Source organism: Kitasatospora viridis (genome assembly GCF_007829815.1).
Lineage (GTDB): Bacteria > Actinomycetota > Actinomycetes > Streptomycetales > Streptomycetaceae > Kitasatospora > Kitasatospora viridis.
The window spans coordinates 532,262-548,774 of the sequence record NZ_VIWT01000003.1 but is presented as its reverse complement, the minus strand read 5'-3'; the positions used below and the strand labels follow the sequence as shown (position 1 = coordinate 548,774).

Genomic DNA, 16,513 nt, shown 5'->3' with positions numbered 1-16,513 from the left:
CTACCGCGCTACCGCTGACTGCACGACGGACCTGACTGAAGGGAGAGCACAGATGGTCACCTCACCCGTTGCACGCGCTCCGCGCACCGACCGGACCAGGCCCACCTCGGCGGACGAGGTGCTGCGCCGGGCCGGGGAACTGGTCCCCGTCCTGCGGGCCGCCTCGGAACAGATCGAGCGCACCCGCCACCTGCCCCCCGAACTGGTGGAGGAGCTGCGCGACGCCGGCATGTTCCGGATGGGCGTGCCGGTCGCCCGCGGCGGCCCCGGCCTCGACTCGGTGCAGCAGACCGAGGCGGTGGAGATCCTGGCCCGCGGCGACGCCTCGGCCGCCTGGTGCGCGATGATCGGCATGGACACCCCGCTGTACGCGGAGTTCCTGCCGGAGTCGGTCGCCCGCGAGGAGTTGAGCGACCCGGACGCCGTCACCGCCGGCCTGATCCTGCCGCTCGGCCGCGCCGACCGGGTGCCGGGCGGCTACCGGGTCACCGGGCAGTGGCGGTTCGCCAGCGGCATCACCCACGCGGACTGGGTGGTCGGCGGCTGCTTCGTCTACCGCGACGGTGAGCCGGAGCCCGGCAACGGCGGGGAGCCGCGCCGCTGGCGGATCATGATCGCGCCCCGCGAGCAGTACGAGGTGATCGACACCTGGCACACCACCGGCCTGGCCGGCAGCGGCAGCCGCGACTACCGGGCGAACGACCTGTTCGTCCCCGAGGAGCACTCGTTCAGCCTCGGCGAGCCGCGCACCCAGGGCCCGGACTGCACGCCGGAGACCATCCTGCGGAACATGCCGGGGGTGCCGCTGGGCGTCGCCCGGGCGGCGCTGGACTACGTGCGCGAGCTGGCCGCCGGCCGGGTGGACGGCGCCGCCGCGACCCCGTGGCCCGACACCTACCGGGTGCAACTGGCCGTCGCCGAATCCGAGATGGAGCTCGGCGCGGCCCGCCACGCGGTCTACGGCAGCCTGCGCCGGCAGCAGCGGATCCTGGAGGCCGGCGGCGAACTCACCCCCGACGAGCGGGTGGACACCGTGCTCGCCCGGGTCAACGCCTTCCGCGCCGCCCGCACCATCGTCACCCGGCTCTACGACCTGGTCGCCACCACCGCGATCTACCGCCCCTCGCCGATGGACCGCTGGCTGCGCGACCTGACGACGATGCGTCAGCACGTGATCGCCCAGGACCAGGTGCTCCAGTCGGCCGGCGCCCACCTGCTCGGCGGCACCCCGTCCAACCCGTTCAGCCTGGGCATCGTGGCATGAGCACCCCGCTCGCGCTGGTGCACGGCGACCCGCTGCCCGACCCACCGGTGCCCACCCTCGGCGAGGCGCTGCGGCGCGCCGCGGGCACCGGTCGGGGCGTCACGCTGGTCGACGGCACCGGCACCCGCACCCGGCGCTCCTACGCCCGGCTGCGCGCGGACGCCGCCCGGGTGCTCGCCGGGATCCGCCGGGCCGGCGCGGCACCGGGCGACACCGTGCTGCTGCGCCCGGCCCGCCCGGCCGACCTGTTGACCGCCTTCTGGGCCTGCGTGCTGGGCGGCCTGCTGCCGGTGCCGCTCGCCCCCGACAGTGAACTGGATGAGCTGGACGAAGAGTTGGGCGGGGCCTGGCTGATCGGCGAGGCGCCGCCGGAATCCGGGCCGGCGCTGCGCCGGCTCGGTCCGGTGGCCGGCCTGCGGGCGCCGGCCGGCGACCCCGAGGAGCACCGGGCCGCCCCCGGGGACCCGGCGCTGCTCACCCTGACCTCCGGCAGCTCCGGGCGGCCCAAGGCGGTCGTCCTGACCCACCGCAACGTGCTCAGCCGGGCGCACGCCTCGGCCCTGGCCCGCGGGCTGGACGAGCACACCCGGACCCTCAACTGGCTGCCGCTGGACCACGTCAGCGGGATCGTCATGTGCCACCTGCGGGACGTGCTGCTCGGCTGCCACCAGGTGCACGCCGACACCTCCTGGGTGCGGGTCGAGCCGCTGCGCTGGCTCGACCTGGCCGCCGCCGAGCGGATCGACACCACCTGGGCGCCCGACCACGCGCTCGGCCTGCTCGCCGACCGGCTCGCCGAACCGGCGGGCCGCAGCTGGGACTTGACCGGCCTGCGGTACGTGATGAGCGGCGGCGAGCCGGTCCGGGACCGCACGGCCCGCCGTTTCCTGGCCGCCCTCGCGCCCTACGGGCTGCCGGCCACGGCCCTGCACCCCGGCTGGGGCATGCCGGAGACCTCGGCGGGCGTGGTCGACTGGGTCTACGCCCCGCCGGGCCCGGCCGCGCGGCGCTACGTCCCGGTGGGCCGCCCGCACCCGGGGTTCTCGCTGCGGGTGGTGGACGAGCGGGGCGCCGTGCTGCCCGAGCGGGTGCTCGGTCGACTCCAGGTCACCGGTCCATCGGTGACGGAGCATCAAACGGACGGTGAGAGCGTGCAGTTCACCGATGACGGTTGGCTGGTCACCGACGACCTGGCCTTCGTGGACGGCGGGCTGCTCACCGTGACCGGCCGCGCCGACGACCTGATCGAGCTGGCCGGAACCCGCTACCACGGTCACGAGATCGAGCACGCCGTCGAGGAACTGCCGTTCGTCGCACCGGCGTCCACCGTCGCCCGGAGCTACCGGGACGGCCGGCTCGCGGTCTTCTTCCGGCTCCGGGGCGGCACGCCCGAGGGGGAGGCCGTGCGCCTGGTCCGGGAGTTGCTGCTGCGGCGCTACGGGCGGGTGCCCGAGCACGTCGAGGCGCTCACCGGGCAGCAACTCGCCCGCACCGCCACCGGCAAGCTGCGCAAGCGGGCGCTGGCCGACCGGCTGGCCGAACTGGAGGAGGCCGGATGAGCACCCAACTGCGCGCGGCGCTCGGCACCTTCGCCACCGGCATCTGCGTGGTGACCACCTTCGCCGAGCGGGACGGGCGGCGCGCGCACGACGCGCTGACGGTGCGTTCGTTCGCCTCCGTCTCGCTCGACCCGCCGCTGGTCTCGCTCGCCCTGCCGCGGGACGGCGAGTTCCTCGACCGCCTGCTCGCGGCGGGCGTCTGGGCGGTCTCCATCCTCGACGTGGCGGGCGACGACCTCGCCGAGGCCTTCACCGCCGACCGGGGCACCAGGGCCACCGTGCTCGCCACCTGCGCCACCACCCCGGGTCCGCGCACCGGCGCCCTGGTGCTGGATGCGCCAGGCTGGCTGGAGTGCGCCCTGCACGACCGGCACGACCTCGGCGACCACACGGTGGTCATCGGCCAGGTGCTGGCGACCGGCGGACGACCCCGCAGACCCCCGCTGGTCAGCCTGGACGGCGCGCTGCGGGCGCTGACCGAGTCGTAGGACCCAGGCACAACCTTCCGCAACCCTTCCCAGAGCAGTCCGAGAGCAGGAGGCACCCGTGAAATTCGGCATCTGGCTGGACTTCCGCAACCCCGCGCGCTGGCGCCGGCCCTGGGCCGAGGTCTACCGCGAGACCCTGGAGCTGGCCACTGGGGCCGAGCACTGGGGCTTCGAGTCGGTCTGGCTCTCCGAGCACCACCTGACCGACGACGGCTACCTGCCCTCGCTCTTCCCCGCCCTCACCGCGATCGCCGCCCGCACCGAGCGGATCCGGCTGGGCACCGCGATGCTGCTGGCCGGCCTCACCCACCCGCTGCGGCTCGCCGAGGACGCGGCCGTGGCCGACCTGCTCAGCGGCGGGCGGCTGGAGCTCGGCCTGGCCCCCGGCTACCGGGAGGCCGAGTTCGAGGCGCTCGGCCTGCCCCGCGCGGCGCGCGGCGCGCGCACCGAGGAGACGGTGGAGATCCTGCGCCGGGCCTGGACCGGCGAGCCCTTCTCCCACCAGGGCAAGCACTTCGCCTTCCAGGACGTCACCGTCACCCCCGTGCCCCAGCAGCAGCCGCACCCGCCGGTCTGGATCGGCGGCGGCTCCAAGGCGGCGGCCCTGCGGGCCGGCCGGCACGGGCTGCGCTTCCTGCCCGACCTGGGCACCCCGCCGGAGATCCTCGACCTCTACCGGCAGACCCTGGCCGAGCACGGCCACGACCCGGAGCGCTTCGGCGTGACGGCCGTGGTCACCCCGGGCGTCTACGTCTGCGAGGACGCCGAGCAGGGCTGGCAGGAGATCAGGGAGCACTACTGGTACCTGCTGAACAAGTTCCAGGAGTGGTTCGGCAACCCCGGCCTGCCCTCCGTCGACGACCTGCCGCGCGAGTTCTTCCTGGTCGGCCCGCCCGACCAGGTGGCCGAGGGGCTGCGCGAGCGGATCAAGGGGCTCGGCCAGGTGGAGCGGGTGATCTTCTTCGGCCGGGCGCCGGGCCTGCCCGCCGACCGGGCGCGCAGGTCGCTGGAGCTGTTCGCCGAGCACGTGATCCCCCAGTTCGACTGAGTCCCGAAAGCTGAGCACCCAAGCGAGGAGGAGCACCATGCCAGACACACCGGACATCGCCATCGTCGGCGCCGGCATCTCGGGCCTGCACCTGGCGCTGCGGCTGCAGCAGGCCGGCGTCGCCACCACGCTCTACGCCGACCGCACCGCCGAGCAGGTCGCGGCCGGCCGGCCGCTCAACCTGCCGGTCCGGTTCGGCCGCACCCGCCGGCGCGAGCAGCAGCTCGGGGTGGCGCACTGGGACGCGCCCGAGCACCACACCCACGGGGTCAACTTGGTGGCCCGCGGCGAGGCGGACATCCACTTCTTCGGCCGGCTCGACGAACCGGCCAGCGGCGTGGACTTCCGGGTCTACCTGCCCCGGCTGACCGCCGACTACCTGGAGCGCGGCGGCCGGGTCGAGCTGCTGCGCCCCGAACCCGCCGAGGTGGACCGGATCTCCACCCGCCACGACCTCGTGGTGGTCGCGGCCGGCCGCAGCGCCACCGGGCTGTTCGAGCGCGACCCGGCCCGCTCGCCCTACGCCGCGCCGCAGCGGATCGTCACCGCCGGCCTGTTCCAGGGCATCGCGCCCAGCTCGCCGAGCTGGATCCACTTCCAGGTCACCGAGGTCGGCGAGATCTTCTCCACCCGGATCCTCACCGCCGACGGGCCGGTGCACGGCATGGTGGTCGAGGCGCTGCCCGGCGGACCGCTGGAGCAGCTGGCGGGCTACGACCACGCGGGCGACCGGGCCGGCTTCGAGCGGACCCTGCTCAAGCTGGTCGGCGACCACGCGCCGGACCTGCGCGAACGGATCGACGAGCGCGAGTTCGGCCTGGCCCGGCCGGGTGACGTGGTGCAGGGCGGGATCACCCCGACGGTGCGGCGCAGTTGGACCGTGCTGCCCTCGGGCCGCACCGCGCTGGCGGTCGGCGACGCCTGGGTGGTGAACGACCCGCTGACCGGGCAGGGCGCCAACCTCGGCTCGCGCTGCGCCTTCGAGCTGGCCGAACTCATCCTGGCCGGCGGGCCGTTCGACGAGGACTTCGCCCGCCGGGCGGGGGAACGGCTGTGGCGGATCGCCGAGCCGGTGGTCTCCTGGTCGAACCTGAACATCGGGCCGCCGGCGGAGCACCTGGGCGCGCTGTTCGCCGCGGCCACGGCGGAGCAGAAGGTCGCCGACGCCTTCGTGAACAACTTCAACGACCCCGAGGCGATGTGGCAGGCGGTCAGGTCGCCGCAGGCGGCGACCGACTGGCTGGAGCGGCTCGGCGCGGTCTGACCGGCGGCGTGCGGGAGCGGCGGTGGGCGCGGGGATCGGATGATCCCCGCGCCCACCGCCGTTGACGGTCCGTCAGGCCGCGACCAGTGCGGTGTCCCAGACCGCCATCGCCAGCTCGACCAGCCCGTGCAGGTCCGCGCGCCCGGCGCCGTCCCTGGCCTGCAGCGAGGCGCCGTTGAGGAAGGTGGCGTAGAAGGCGGCGGTCCGGTCGGTGTCGGCGCTCGCGGGCAGCTCGCCCTCGGCCACCGCCCGGTCCAGCCGGCCCTTGATCACGGTCTTGGTGCGGGCCCGGCAGCGCAGCGCGAAGTCGCGCACCGACTCGTGGTCGGTGGTGCAGTTGGTGGCGGCCAGCACGATCATGCAGCCGCGCGGCTTGCCCTCGGTGGTGAACCGGTCGACGCTCTCGTGCAGCAGCGCCGCCACCGCCTCCCGGGCGGTCGGTGCGGCCTCCATGGCCTGGCGGGCGGAGTCGGCCTCGGTGCGCTCGTAGAGCCCGATGGCCTCCCGGAACAGGTTCTCCTTGTTGGCGAAGGCGGCGTACAGGCTGGGCGGGTTGATGCCCATGGCGCCGGCCAGGTCGGTGGTCGAGGTGGTCTCGAACCCGCGTTCCCAGAACACCAGCATGGCGGTGTGCAGGGCCGCGTCGCGGTCGAATGTGCGCGGTCGGCCGAGCCGGGCCACGGCGCCTCCTTGGCAGTGCTTCGGTGACGGGGCGCCAGGTCGGTCCGGCTGCCACTGTCGGGCAGTTGGGTCGGGCAGTTGGGTCCGGATCCGACTTGACGCTCTGTCAGCATGGTCCATATCTTTTATGTAGAGTCTAGTACAGAAGTTGGCGGCAGCCGCTTCCGCCTTCGGCGTGCGCTGCCCCGACCACGTCCTGCACGTCTTCCCCCTGATCAGACATCATCCCACCGACTCTTCCGACCCCGTGAGGAGAGCTGGCCCATGGCCATCGCGGACGAGGCTCCGGCCGGAGCGAACGGCACCGCCGCCACCACCGCCGCCACCAACACCGCCACCAACGACCCTGCGGACACGGCGAAGTGGGGGCTCCGGGCGTGGCTGATGCTCGTGGTCGTCTGCGCCGCGTTCTCGTTGGACGCGCTCGACAACATCATGATCGGCATCGCCACCCCGCAGATCAAGAACGAGTTCAGCATGAGCACCTCCGGCGCCCAGTGGGTGGTCAGCGCCTACGTGCTGGGCTTCGGCGGCTTCCTGATGCTCGGTGGCCGGTTCTCGGACCTGCTGGGCCGGCGGCGGGTCTTCCTCACCGGGCTGACCGTGCTGGCGCTCGGCTCGCTGCTCGGCGGCACCGCCACCACCGGCGCGGTGGTGATCGCCGGCCGACTGGTGATGGGCATCGGCGCCGCGCTGACCGCGCCCTCGGCGCTGTCCATCGTGGTCGGCAACTTCCCGGAGGGCCCGCAGCGCAATCGGGCCCTCGGCATCTACACCGCCTGCGGCGCGGTCGGCTACTCGATCGGCGTGGTGGTCGGCGGCGCGCTCACCGAGGCCAGCTGGCGCTGGACCTTCGTGCTCTCCATCCCGGTGGCGATCGCCGCGCTGGTCGGCGCCCTGCTGCTGGTGCCCAAGGATCCGGCCAACAACGGCGGCGAGCGCCACTACGACGTGGCCGGCGCGATCACCGTGACCGGCGGGATGCTGCTGCTGGTCTACGCGATCGTCCAGGCGCCGCAGGAGGGTTGGCTCTCCGGCGCGACCCTCGGGGTGTTCGCCGCCGCGGTGCTGCTGCTGGCCGCCTTCGCGGTGATCGAGACCCGGGCCCCGCAGCCGCTGCTGCGCCTGGGCCTGCTGCGCAACAAGCCGCTGCTGGGCGCCAGCCTGATCGCCGCGGCGATCCTCGGCACCTACATGAGCTACCAGTTCGTCGGCGGCCTCTACCTGCAGACCTACCGGGGCTGGTCGCCGCTGGAGATGGCCTTCGCCTTCCTGCCGATCGGCCTGCTGATCCTGGTCCTCGCGCCCCGGGCCGGCAAGCTGATCCCGAAGATCGGGCTGCGCTGGATGATGTTCGGCGGCATGGCCGCCTACGCCGTCGCCTTCCTGCTCTTCCTGCGGGTCGGCGCGGACTCCTCCTACTGGACGGTGCTGCTGCCCAGCATGGTGCTGATCGGCGCGGGCTTCCCGTTCGCCTTCACCGCCGCCAACGTGCAGGCCACGGCCGGCCTCGACGACTCGGAGCAGGGGCTCGCGGCGGGCATCCTGCAGACCGGCTACCAGGTCGGCGCGGCCGTGGTGCTCGCCGTGGTGACCGTGCGGATGGGCACCGGCAGCAAGCCGAGCCGCGCCCAGCTGCTCTCCGGCTACCACCAGGGCACCTGGGTGATCATCGTGATCGCGGCCCTGTCCGCCCTCGCGGTGACCGCCGCGGCCCTCGCCGCCCGCGCCCGGTCCAACCGGGCCGCCCCGGCCGGCGCCGCCAACGACCTGGCCGAATCCGCCCGTTGAGGCCGAGCGGGACGAACGCGGCTGGGGCCGCTCCGGATCCGGAGCGGCCCCAGCCGTCGTGCCCAACGTTCTCCTACTCCTCCAGCAGGTCGGGCTGCTCGTGGGTGATCTCGTCCCAGAGCAGCTGGAAGCTGAACCAGCCGAGCTGGCGGTCGCCGAAGCCGTCCCGGGCCGCACTGGCCTGGGCGTGGTTCATCGGCTTCGGGTCGCCGGCCGCCGCGGCCAGCAACTGCACCTGGGCGGCGGACTCGTAGGTGAAGAACCAGTGCACCGCCTCGTCCACCGAGCCGCCGACGGTGATCAGCCCGTGGTGGCGCAGCAGCATCGCCCGCTTGTCGCCCAGCGAGGCGGCGATGTCCAGACCCTGCTCGATGCTGATCGACGGGCCCTCGTAGGAGTCGTAGAGCACCTGGTCCTGGTAGAAGGCGGCCGACTCCTGGTCCAGCGGCTCCAGCAGCCGTCCGAGCGCGCCGAGCGCACGGGAGTTGACGGTGTGTCCGTGCGCCGCCGCGGTCGCCCCGGGGTTCGCCCGGTGGATCGCGGAGTGGATCACGAAGGCACTCGGGTTGACCCGGTGGTGGCCGCTCACCACCCGGCCCTGCTCGTCCACCAGGATCAGGTCGCGGACCTTGACCCGGCGGAACGAGACGCCGAACGGGTTGACCCAGAAGCGGTCGTGGTGCTCCGGGTCGCGCACCGAGATGTGCCCGGAGATCCCCTCGCCGAAGCCGTAGGCCCCGAACAGCCGCAGGGCGGCGGCCAGTCGCTGCTTGCGGTGGCGGCGGGTGTCGTCCACGTTGTCGAAGACCGGTTCGGTGGGCAGCGGCAGCCCGGTGCGGGTGTCCGCCAGGTGGTTCTGCGCGGTGTCGGTCATGGGGCAGGCTCCTTGGTGGTCGTGGCGGGTCAGGCGGGCTGCATGGTGGGGTCGGGGCGCAGCGCCGCGTCCCGGTGGATGGCCTCGGCGATGTCGACGGCCCGGTCCACCAGCGAGGGCACGCCGAAGGTGAAGAAGAGCGAGCCCGAGGCGAGGTCGCCCAGCACGTAGACCTGCCGGTCCACGGCCTCGTTGACGGTCAGTCCGCTGGTGGCCCGGGTGACCCGCAGCCCGCCCTGTGGGTGCGGGGCGGCCAGGCCGTTCGCGGTCAGCGAGTCGATCAGCGCCTTCGCGCCGGCCGGGAACCGGTCGGCCGCCGGGCCGGCGGCGCCGACCACCACGTCCGCCCGGTGCGTGCCGGTGGCGGTGCGCAGCGTGAACCCGCCGCCGGGATCGGCGCTGACCTGCTCCACCCCGCTGGCGAACTCCAGCCGGCCGCGGTCCACTTGGGCCAGCAGGGTGGCCGCGGTGGTGGGCGGCATCGGGCAGCACAGACTCATGATCGTGCGGTAGTGGCGCTCGCGCAGCAGCACCCGGTCGTGCTCCGGCAGCAGCGGCCAGACGTCCGGCCCGGTGTCCGGCACCGCGCGTTGCAGCACCCGCAGGCCCGGGTCGGGGGAGTCCACGGCGGCCAGCTGGCGGCGCAGCCGGGCCACCGGCTCCTCCGTGCCGGCCGCCGCGATCTCCTCGGCCACCGAGGCGAGCGAGGAGCCGGCGGCGGTCAGCTCCTCGGCCAGCACGGCCACCGCGTCGGTCAGCGGCAGGGTCTGGCCCCGGGCGGCCATCGCCTGGAACCGGTCCGCCGTGAAGTACCGCAGGGTGTGCTCCACCGGCCGCTGCCGCACCCCCGGCAGGATGCCCCGCCGGGAGGCCAGCACCACCTTGCCGCGGTGGCCGGCGGCGGTGAGCGAGAGCACCACGTCGATCGCGGTCAGCCCGCTGCCCAGCACCACCACCCGCTGGTCGGCGCCGATCCCGGCCAGTCGCCGGGCCACCGGGTAGGGGTCCGGGATGAAGCCGGGCAGGCCGGTCAGCCGGTGCGGGTCGGCCGGGCCGCCGCTGCCGACGCAGACCACCGCGTGGTCGAGCGGGTGCGCCCGGCCGTCGGCGGTGCGGACCAGCAGGGTGCGGCCGGCCCGGGTGAGCTCCACCACCGCGCTGCGCACCACGCTGATCGTGCTGCCCCGGGCGGCCAGGGTGCGCAGCGCCGCCCGGGCGCACTGCTCCAGGTAGTCGCCGTAGAGGGCGCGCGGAGTGAACGGGATGCCCGACCACGCGTCGGTGAAGTCGGTGCGGGCGCCCAGCGCACTCTGGTGCGCCTGGAGCCAGCGGGCGAAGTGCTCCGGGTCGCCCTCACGCACCGTCATGTCCTCGGGCGGGGCGTTCACCCACAGTGCCGCCGAGTCGGGCTGGTAGGCCCGGCCGCGCCACAGGTGGGGGGAGGGGTCGAAGACCGCGACGGTTTCCGGAACCCGGGGGCTTCGGCTCAGCGCGTCGAGCAGGCAGACCGCGGACGCTCCGCCGCCGACTATTCCTGTTCTTGAAGGACTGGGCATGCAAAGAAACCTCGTTCTGGAGGACCCGCGAACGGTTCGGCGGGAACCGGCGACCGCTTCCGAAATTCCGGTCGCGCACCGGAAAATGGCAGCACCGGTTCCCTGGAACGTGCTTTTCCGGGCTCCAGCCTGCGGGAGGCGCGGGCCGGCCGGTCATCCGATCACGCATGGGATGTGAAGCGATCGCGCACCCGGAAAAACCGGGGTTAGGGGGTGTCTTTCGGGTCACGTCGGATAGCGGGCGTCTCCCCCAGCCTTCGGCCGGGAGGTGCCCCCACGGGTGCGTGCATCGGCGGCGCCGAGGATGGGGGCCCCTCCCAGCCGAAGGCTGGGGGAGAGTCCATGCGGAGCATTGGCGACTGACGAGAAGCCGTCGAGGTGCGTGCCCCGGCGGCGACCGCCCGGCGTGACCCGAAAGACACCCCCTAAGACGGCACCCGCAGACAGTTCCGGCGCCATTCCCGGGGCGGCACCCCGTAGCGCTGCCGGAAGAGCTTGCTGAAGTGCGAGGCGCCGAGCAGGCCCCAGCGCTCGGCCACCTCGGCCACGCTCAGGTGCGCGGTGCGCGGGTCGGCGAGGTCCTCGCGACAGCGCTCCAGCCGCTCGTTGCGGATCCACAGCGCCGGGCTGACGCCCTCCTCCTGGAAGAGCAGTTGGAGGTAGCGCAGCGAGATCCGGTGCTCCCGGGCCAGCCGGGCCGGGGTGAGGCCCGGGTCGCCGAGGTGGGCCCGGGCGTACACCCGGATCCGGTGCAGCAGCGCCCGCCGGGCGCCGTCCGGCGCGCCGCCGGCCTCGCCGAGCTTGTCCGCGCAGACGGCGCTGACCAGGCTGGCGACGCTGCGGCCGAGCAGGTCGGCGACGGTGCCGTCCAGCTCGGTCAGGTGACAGGCGGTGCTGCGCAGCAGGTTGGCGAGCAGGGCGCTGACGCCCTCGCGCCCGGACCAGCTGGCGGCCCAGAGCGGGTGGGCCAGGCCGGCCCGCAGGTCCACCAGGCGGTGGTCGAACTTGACGGTCGCCATGTGGATGGGACGGCTCATCCGCAGGCTGAACGGGTACGAGCTGTCGTAGCTGAACAGGTTGCCGGGCTGGGCGACCACGGTCCGGCCGCCCTGACTGACCGTCACCTCGCCGTCCAGCACGCAGCTCAGGCAGAGCGGGCCGTCAGCGGCCGGGCCGGCGACCGCCGGCCGGGGCAGCTCGACGGTGTGCGGTTCGGCCCGGACGCTGGCGAGCTGGACCGCGCCGAAGGTCCCGGTGACGATGGCGCCCTCGAAGGTGCCCTGTCCGGACCGGTGCACCCGCAGCGGACCGCAGGCGCTGGCGACCAGCTCGCCCCAGAGCCGGAAGCTGGTCTCGGCGCTCGCGCCCTCGGTGCACAGCACGGTGGCCGGCCGGCGGTCGAGGGTGTCCGCGGTGTCTGCGGAGTCCGGCGCCCGGGTGCGCTGAGGTTGGATTGCTCTTGCTATTCCCCCCCGTTGCATGAATTTTGTCCTCCTAATGCGCAAGAAGGTACGAATCGGTTGGCCTCATCTTGCGATTGGAGTAGAACACTGGGACAGGGGGATTTTGGCCAATACCGGTGGGCTGACCGGAAGGTGATCCCGGGCGGCCGACGAGGCGGTGATCCGGCCGCCGCTGCGCGCACTGGCCGGATCACGCCGGGATCACGCTCGGTGAACCCGATTAGTTCGCCGATTGACCGGCCGGGCCGCCGGGTGCCCCGTGCACGATTTCGTTCGCCCAGGCCCCGCGCGGCTGGTTGTGCAGCCGCCAGTAGTGCTCGGCGATCTCGTCCGGGTCGCAGTCGGAGCCGGGCGACACCGCGCCGGGCACGGTCACCGAGGCGACGTGCACCCCGGCCGGCCCGTACTGCGCATCCAGTAGACGCACCAGCACCCGCACGCCGAACTTGCCCAGGCTCAGGCTGACGTAGTTCGGGTCCGGCTCCGGCATGCCGCCGGTGATCAGGATCGAGCCGTGGCCGCGCGCCGCCATGCCCGGGGCCAGGTGCGCGGCCGCGGTGAGCGCGCCCACCACGTTGACCGCCCAACTCTCCAGCTGCCCGCGGGCGTCCAGCTCGCCGGGCGCGTCCGGGCGGATCCGCGCGGCGTTGTACACCAGCACGTCGATCGGCCCGAGCTCGGCCGCGGCCTCGTCGAGCACGGCGCGCAGCTGGTCCTCGTCGGTGCTGTCGGCCGTGCGGGCCAGCACCGGGTGGCCGTGCCGCTCCACGGCCCCGGCCACCGCCTTGACGGTCGCGTCGCCGCGCGCGATCACCGCGACGGCGTAGCCCGCGGCGGCGAACCGCTCCGCCACGGACTTCCCGATGCCCGGTCCGGCCCCGATCACCACTGCTGTCGGCACGTCACTCTCCTCCGCTGCCAGGGAACTTGTGCCCCGACGCTACGGCGGAGGCCGTCCGGCGCACCAATCGCCCCGCGCTCCGCCGCCGGGCTTCACCCGCACGGGCAGCCCGGACCGGACGCCCGGACGGGCCGGGCACACGTCAGTTCGCGCCTGCCCCGGCCGAGTGCACCGGCCGGAGCACCAGCAACCCGTCCTCCTCGGTGACCACCATCGCGAACGGGTGGCGGTCGGCCTCCAGGCAGAGCGCGACGTCGTCCGGGTGCACGCCCAGGTAGCCGCCGCGCAGGCCCTGGTGGAGCTCGGCCGCGGCCGGGGAGGCCGCCGCCGTCCGCAGGAACGGCTCGGCCGGGGTGGTCGGGTCGGCGACCAGGGCGGCGATGTAGTCGGCGCAGGCGCGGTCCTCGGGGGCGGTACCGCCGTCGCCGGTGACGACGTACCGGGCGGGCGGGCGGCCGCGCAGGAACCGCGCGGTGGCGGCGGCCGTGCTGAAGCCGGCGCAGAGCAGCAGCGAGGCGTCCCGCGCGGCGTGGGCGCCGACCGTGCCGGCCGTGGTCTTCTGCACCACCGTGCGGCCGGCCAGCCGCGCCGAGCGCAGCAGGCCGGGGGAGTTGACCAGGTCGAAGCCGGGGGCCGGCGCACCGTCCTTGAGGGCCAGCCAGTCGGGGTGACGCCGCTTCAGCTCCAGGGCCTGCTCCAGCGAGGCGGCGAGCACGATCCGCTCGGCGCCCTGGGTGAAGGCCTGCGCGGCGACGGTGAAGGCCCGCATGACGTCGATCACCACCGCGACGGAGCCGTCGGGCGTGCGGGTGTCGGGCGTGGGGGAGTCGGGCGCACCGGAGGCGCCCGGCGCGCGGGTGTCGGGCGAGGGTGCGCCGGGCGTGCTCATCGGCCCGCCTCCAGCGCCGCGAGCAGGTCGGCGGCGGCCAGCCGGGTCAGGCCCGCCGACTCGTCGACCGGGCCCGGGTAGAGCCGGTACACCCCGCCCGTTGCCGCCCGGGCCGGCAGGTCGCCGTGCACCAGCGCCAGGAACGCGCTGCGCTCGCCCAGCTCCTCCGGTGCGAGGCCTGACGTACCGTCAAGTCGCTCTGCGAAGTCCATGACTGACTCCTCGTCAGTTCGCCGGAAGGCGGACACCGCCCCGTCCCGGTCGCGCACCAGCACCTCGCGCGCCGTCCCCGCCGCGCGCCAGCGCGCCAGGTCCCAGAGCGAGGCCCGGCCCCCGCCGCCGAAGTGGGCCAGCAGGTCGGAGGCGACCAGGCCGAGCCGGTCCGCGTGCCGGTCCACGTTGTGCAGGCCGCCGGAGGCGGAGAGGTTGACGTCCGTCCAGTGCGCCCGGCCCTGAGCCAGGTCCACCACCATCGGCAGGCAGGCCCGCGCCTCCCCGGCCAGGTCGAAGCGCTGGCGGACGGCGCCGGGGTGGTACGGCGCGCCGGACGGGGTCGGCCCGTCGAGCGCGTCCAGCGCCATGAAGCCCGCGAAGGCCTTGGGCAGGTCCTCGAACGGGATGTCGTTGTAGCTGAACACCACCGGCAGCGCGTACCGCACCCCGGCCGCGGCGAGCCCCGCCAGGTCCAGGTCCACGAACTCGGTCGCGCCGTCCGGGGCGGGCGCCGAGGTGTAGTCGCCGGAGTGCACGGCCGCCCGCTCGCCCCAGGTCAACTGGGTGTAGTCGCACTGGCCCACCGGCTCCCAGTCGGCGGAGAAGAAGGCCACCGACAGGTCCAGGTCGACCCGGACCCCGTCCGGCTCCACCCAGTGCACGAAGAGCCGCACCCGCGCGCCGGCCGGCACCGGCTGCACGCTGCCGCGCGGCAGCACGACCAGCGCCTTGGAGAGGGCCCGCTCCGCGAACGGCACCGTCAGGTCGGCCAGCCCGCGGTCGATCACGGCCACCTCGACCGGCGGCAACTGCGCGCTGCGGCGCAGCAGTTCGGCCTCGATCAGGGCGCAGACGGGGTCGCCCAGCGCGGCCGGCACCGGTGTGCCCCAGTCGTTGCGCCCGAAGACCTTGGTGATCCGCGCGCGCGGGAAGTAGGACCGCCGCTCGCCGGCCGTCCGCGGCGCGCGCAGCCGGCCGTAGGCGCCGAGCAGCGGACCGGGCCCGACCGAACGCAGCGCACCGGGCAGCCCTTCCGCCAATCCGACTGGCAGGCCGGGCAGTTGACGGTCCGTCTGAACGCGCAGCAGCTGGTGCAGCCGGCGCACCAGCTCGCCCGGCCGGGACAGCAGCAGCGCCGTCGCGGCGGCGGTGTCGCCGGCCCGCAGCGCCTCCTCGACCCGGGAGGCGAGGGTGCGCGGCAGACCGTCCCCGGGCCGGTCGGCGCGCAGCGCGTCGAAGGCGAGCGCGACCCCGCCGTGGCGGGCCCGGAACTCGCCCGGGTGCAGCAGCTCGCCGGCCCGCAGCCAGGCCTGCCGGTGCCGCCCCAGGTCCTCCAGCAGCACCGCCGGCTCGAACGCGTCCAGCCGGGCCAGCAGCGCCCGGCGCACCGGGCGCGGCACGGCGGCCAGCCGGCGCGGCGGCGCCAACAGGTCCGGCTCCGCGCCCGACCAGGCCCAGAGCAGCCGCAGCACGTCCGTCGCGGTGCTCAGCCGCTCCGGCAACAGCTCCAGCGTGGCCGCCCGGGTGGCCCCGGCGCGCAGCAGCGCGGCCAGCACGGTGGCCTTGGTCTCGCGCACCGGGATCCGCTCCGGCAACCAGTCGGCCGGCGAGCCCTGGGCGAACGGCAGCAGCCCCGCCAGGTCGGCGCGGTCCTGCGGGTTGAGCGGGGTGGCCCGGGCCAGCAGGCGCAGCACCAGTGCCTCGGCGTCGGCGGCCTGCTCGGCCGGCCCGCCGCCCAGCCGCAACGGGCGCAGGGTGCCGCCCGGCACCACCTGGGTGACCCACGGCCGGGCCGCCTCCCGGGTCGGCTCGGCGTACGGCTGCGCGCGCGGGTAGGGCTCGCCGCACAGCGGGCAGCCGGGCTCGGCGTCGGCGGCCGTGCGGCGGTCCAGGCAGTCCGGGCAGAGCAGGTGGCCGCAGGCGGCCAGCGCGCCGACCCGGCCGGCCGTGCCGCAGAGCAGGCAGGGCTGGAGCGGCTGGGCGAGCAGGAAGGCCAGGATCCGGCCGGAGTAGAGCGCCTGGGCGAACGACGGCACGCTGTCCGGGAAGTCGCGGAAGAGCGGCTGGTGCGGCTGGTCGGCCCCGAGCAGCGCCTCCACCCGGCCGAGCAGCCGGATGCCGTGCAGCGCCAGGTCGCGCGGGTCGAGCCGGCCCAGCGCCGCGCGCAGGTCGGCGGCGAGCACGTGGCCGCGCACGGCCAGGTCGGCCTCCAGCACCCGCAGCCCGGCGGCGTTGCGCACCCGGTGCAGCTCGCCAGTGCCGAGCGGCGCGTGCAGGTAGACGGTGCCGAGCAGGCGCAGCAGCTGCGCCTCCTGGTCCTCGACGGGGCGGGCGGTGGCGGCGCGGGTGCGCGCGGTGCTGCTGATGGCCGATCAACTCCCCGGGAAACGATGAAGCGGAGGCGGGGAGTGGGCGCGCTGGGTTCTTTGCAGGAAGGAGAAGGAAGCACGCCGCGGAGCCGCCTCCGCGCCGCTCATGCTAGCGGGGGAGTGATCCCGGCCTCGAACGCTTTTCCGCGCTGG

The 16,513-nt window shown here is 74.7% G+C and carries 13 protein-coding genes; 6 read left to right on the top strand and 7 right to left on the bottom strand.

Annotation, left to right across the window (positions count from 1 at the left end):
* Positions 1–52 precede the first annotated feature (52 nt).
* The 5 genes from FHX73_RS33070 to FHX73_RS33050 are packed head-to-tail and all read left to right on the top strand — an operon-like array spanning position 53 to position 5,623.
* Positions 53–1,264 carry an acyl-CoA dehydrogenase family protein gene (locus FHX73_RS33070; protein ID WP_145909627.1) on the top strand — a complete coding sequence of 404 codons (1,212 nt, stop codon included), beginning with the start codon at positions 53–55 and terminating at the stop codon, positions 1,262–1,264.
* Positions 1,261–2,823, top strand: a complete 1,563-nt coding sequence (locus FHX73_RS33065) for an AMP-binding protein (RefSeq protein ID WP_145909626.1) — start codon at positions 1,261–1,263, stop codon at positions 2,821–2,823. The genes FHX73_RS33070 and FHX73_RS33065 overlap by 4 nt, the downstream gene beginning before the upstream one ends.
* Positions 2,820–3,311 carry a flavin reductase family protein gene (locus FHX73_RS33060; protein WP_145909625.1) on the top strand — a complete coding sequence of 164 codons (492 nt, stop codon included), beginning with the start codon at positions 2,820–2,822 and terminating at the stop codon, positions 3,309–3,311. Before FHX73_RS33065 ends, FHX73_RS33060 begins: the two co-directional genes overlap by 4 nt.
* Before the next feature lie 58 nt (positions 3,312–3,369).
* A complete protein-coding gene (locus tag FHX73_RS33055) occupies positions 3,370–4,359 on the top strand; it encodes an LLM class flavin-dependent oxidoreductase (RefSeq protein WP_145909624.1) in 990 nt (329 codons plus the stop codon).
* 37 nt (positions 4,360–4,396) lie between these two features.
* Entirely contained in the window at positions 4,397–5,623 is a 1,227-nt protein-coding gene (locus FHX73_RS33050) for a styrene monooxygenase/indole monooxygenase family protein (protein WP_145909623.1), read from the top strand.
* Between the two features lie 72 nt (positions 5,624–5,695).
* On the opposite strand, the gene FHX73_RS33045 is transcribed toward FHX73_RS33050, so the two are convergent.
* A complete protein-coding gene (locus FHX73_RS33045; protein WP_145909622.1) occupies positions 5,696–6,304 on the bottom strand; it encodes a TetR/AcrR family transcriptional regulator in 609 nt (202 codons plus the stop codon).
* 264 nt (positions 6,305–6,568) lie between these two features.
* Between FHX73_RS33045 and FHX73_RS33040 the strand changes: the two genes are divergently transcribed.
* A complete protein-coding gene (locus tag FHX73_RS33040) occupies positions 6,569–8,095 on the top strand; it encodes an MFS transporter (protein ID WP_170305185.1) in 1,527 nt (508 codons plus the stop codon).
* Between the two features lie 73 nt (positions 8,096–8,168).
* Here the strand turns inward: FHX73_RS33040 and FHX73_RS33035 are convergent, their stop codons facing one another.
* The 6 genes from FHX73_RS33035 to FHX73_RS33010 all read right to left on the bottom strand — a co-directional run bounded on the left by FHX73_RS33035 (position 8,169) and on the right by FHX73_RS33010 (position 16,291).
* A complete protein-coding gene (locus FHX73_RS33035; RefSeq protein ID WP_145909620.1) occupies positions 8,169–8,969 on the bottom strand; it encodes a class II aldolase/adducin family protein in 801 nt (266 codons plus the stop codon).
* Between the two features lie 29 nt (positions 8,970–8,998).
* Complete coding sequence (locus tag FHX73_RS33030) at positions 8,999–10,525, bottom strand: FAD/NAD(P)-binding protein (RefSeq protein WP_145909619.1); 1,527 nt, start codon at positions 10,523–10,525, stop codon at positions 8,999–9,001.
* Positions 10,526–10,950: 425 nt separating this feature from the next.
* Complete coding sequence (locus FHX73_RS33025; RefSeq protein WP_170305184.1) at positions 10,951–11,907, bottom strand: AraC-like ligand-binding domain-containing protein; 957 nt, start codon at positions 11,905–11,907, stop codon at positions 10,951–10,953.
* Between the two features lie 301 nt (positions 11,908–12,208).
* Positions 12,209–12,889, bottom strand: coding sequence for an SDR family NAD(P)-dependent oxidoreductase (locus tag FHX73_RS33020; protein WP_145909617.1), 681 nt, complete (start codon positions 12,887–12,889; stop codon positions 12,209–12,211).
* A gap of 142 nt (positions 12,890–13,031) precedes the next feature.
* Positions 13,032–13,778, bottom strand: coding sequence for a 2-phosphosulfolactate phosphatase (locus FHX73_RS33015; RefSeq protein WP_145909616.1), 747 nt, complete (start codon positions 13,776–13,778; stop codon positions 13,032–13,034).
* Positions 13,775–16,291 (bottom strand): MXAN_6230/SCO0854 family RING domain-containing protein, encoded by a 2,517-nt coding sequence (locus FHX73_RS33010; RefSeq protein ID WP_342795341.1) that lies wholly within the window; start codon positions 16,289–16,291, stop codon positions 13,775–13,777. The genes FHX73_RS33015 and FHX73_RS33010 overlap by 4 nt, the downstream gene beginning before the upstream one ends.
* Positions 16,292–16,513 lie beyond the last annotated feature (222 nt).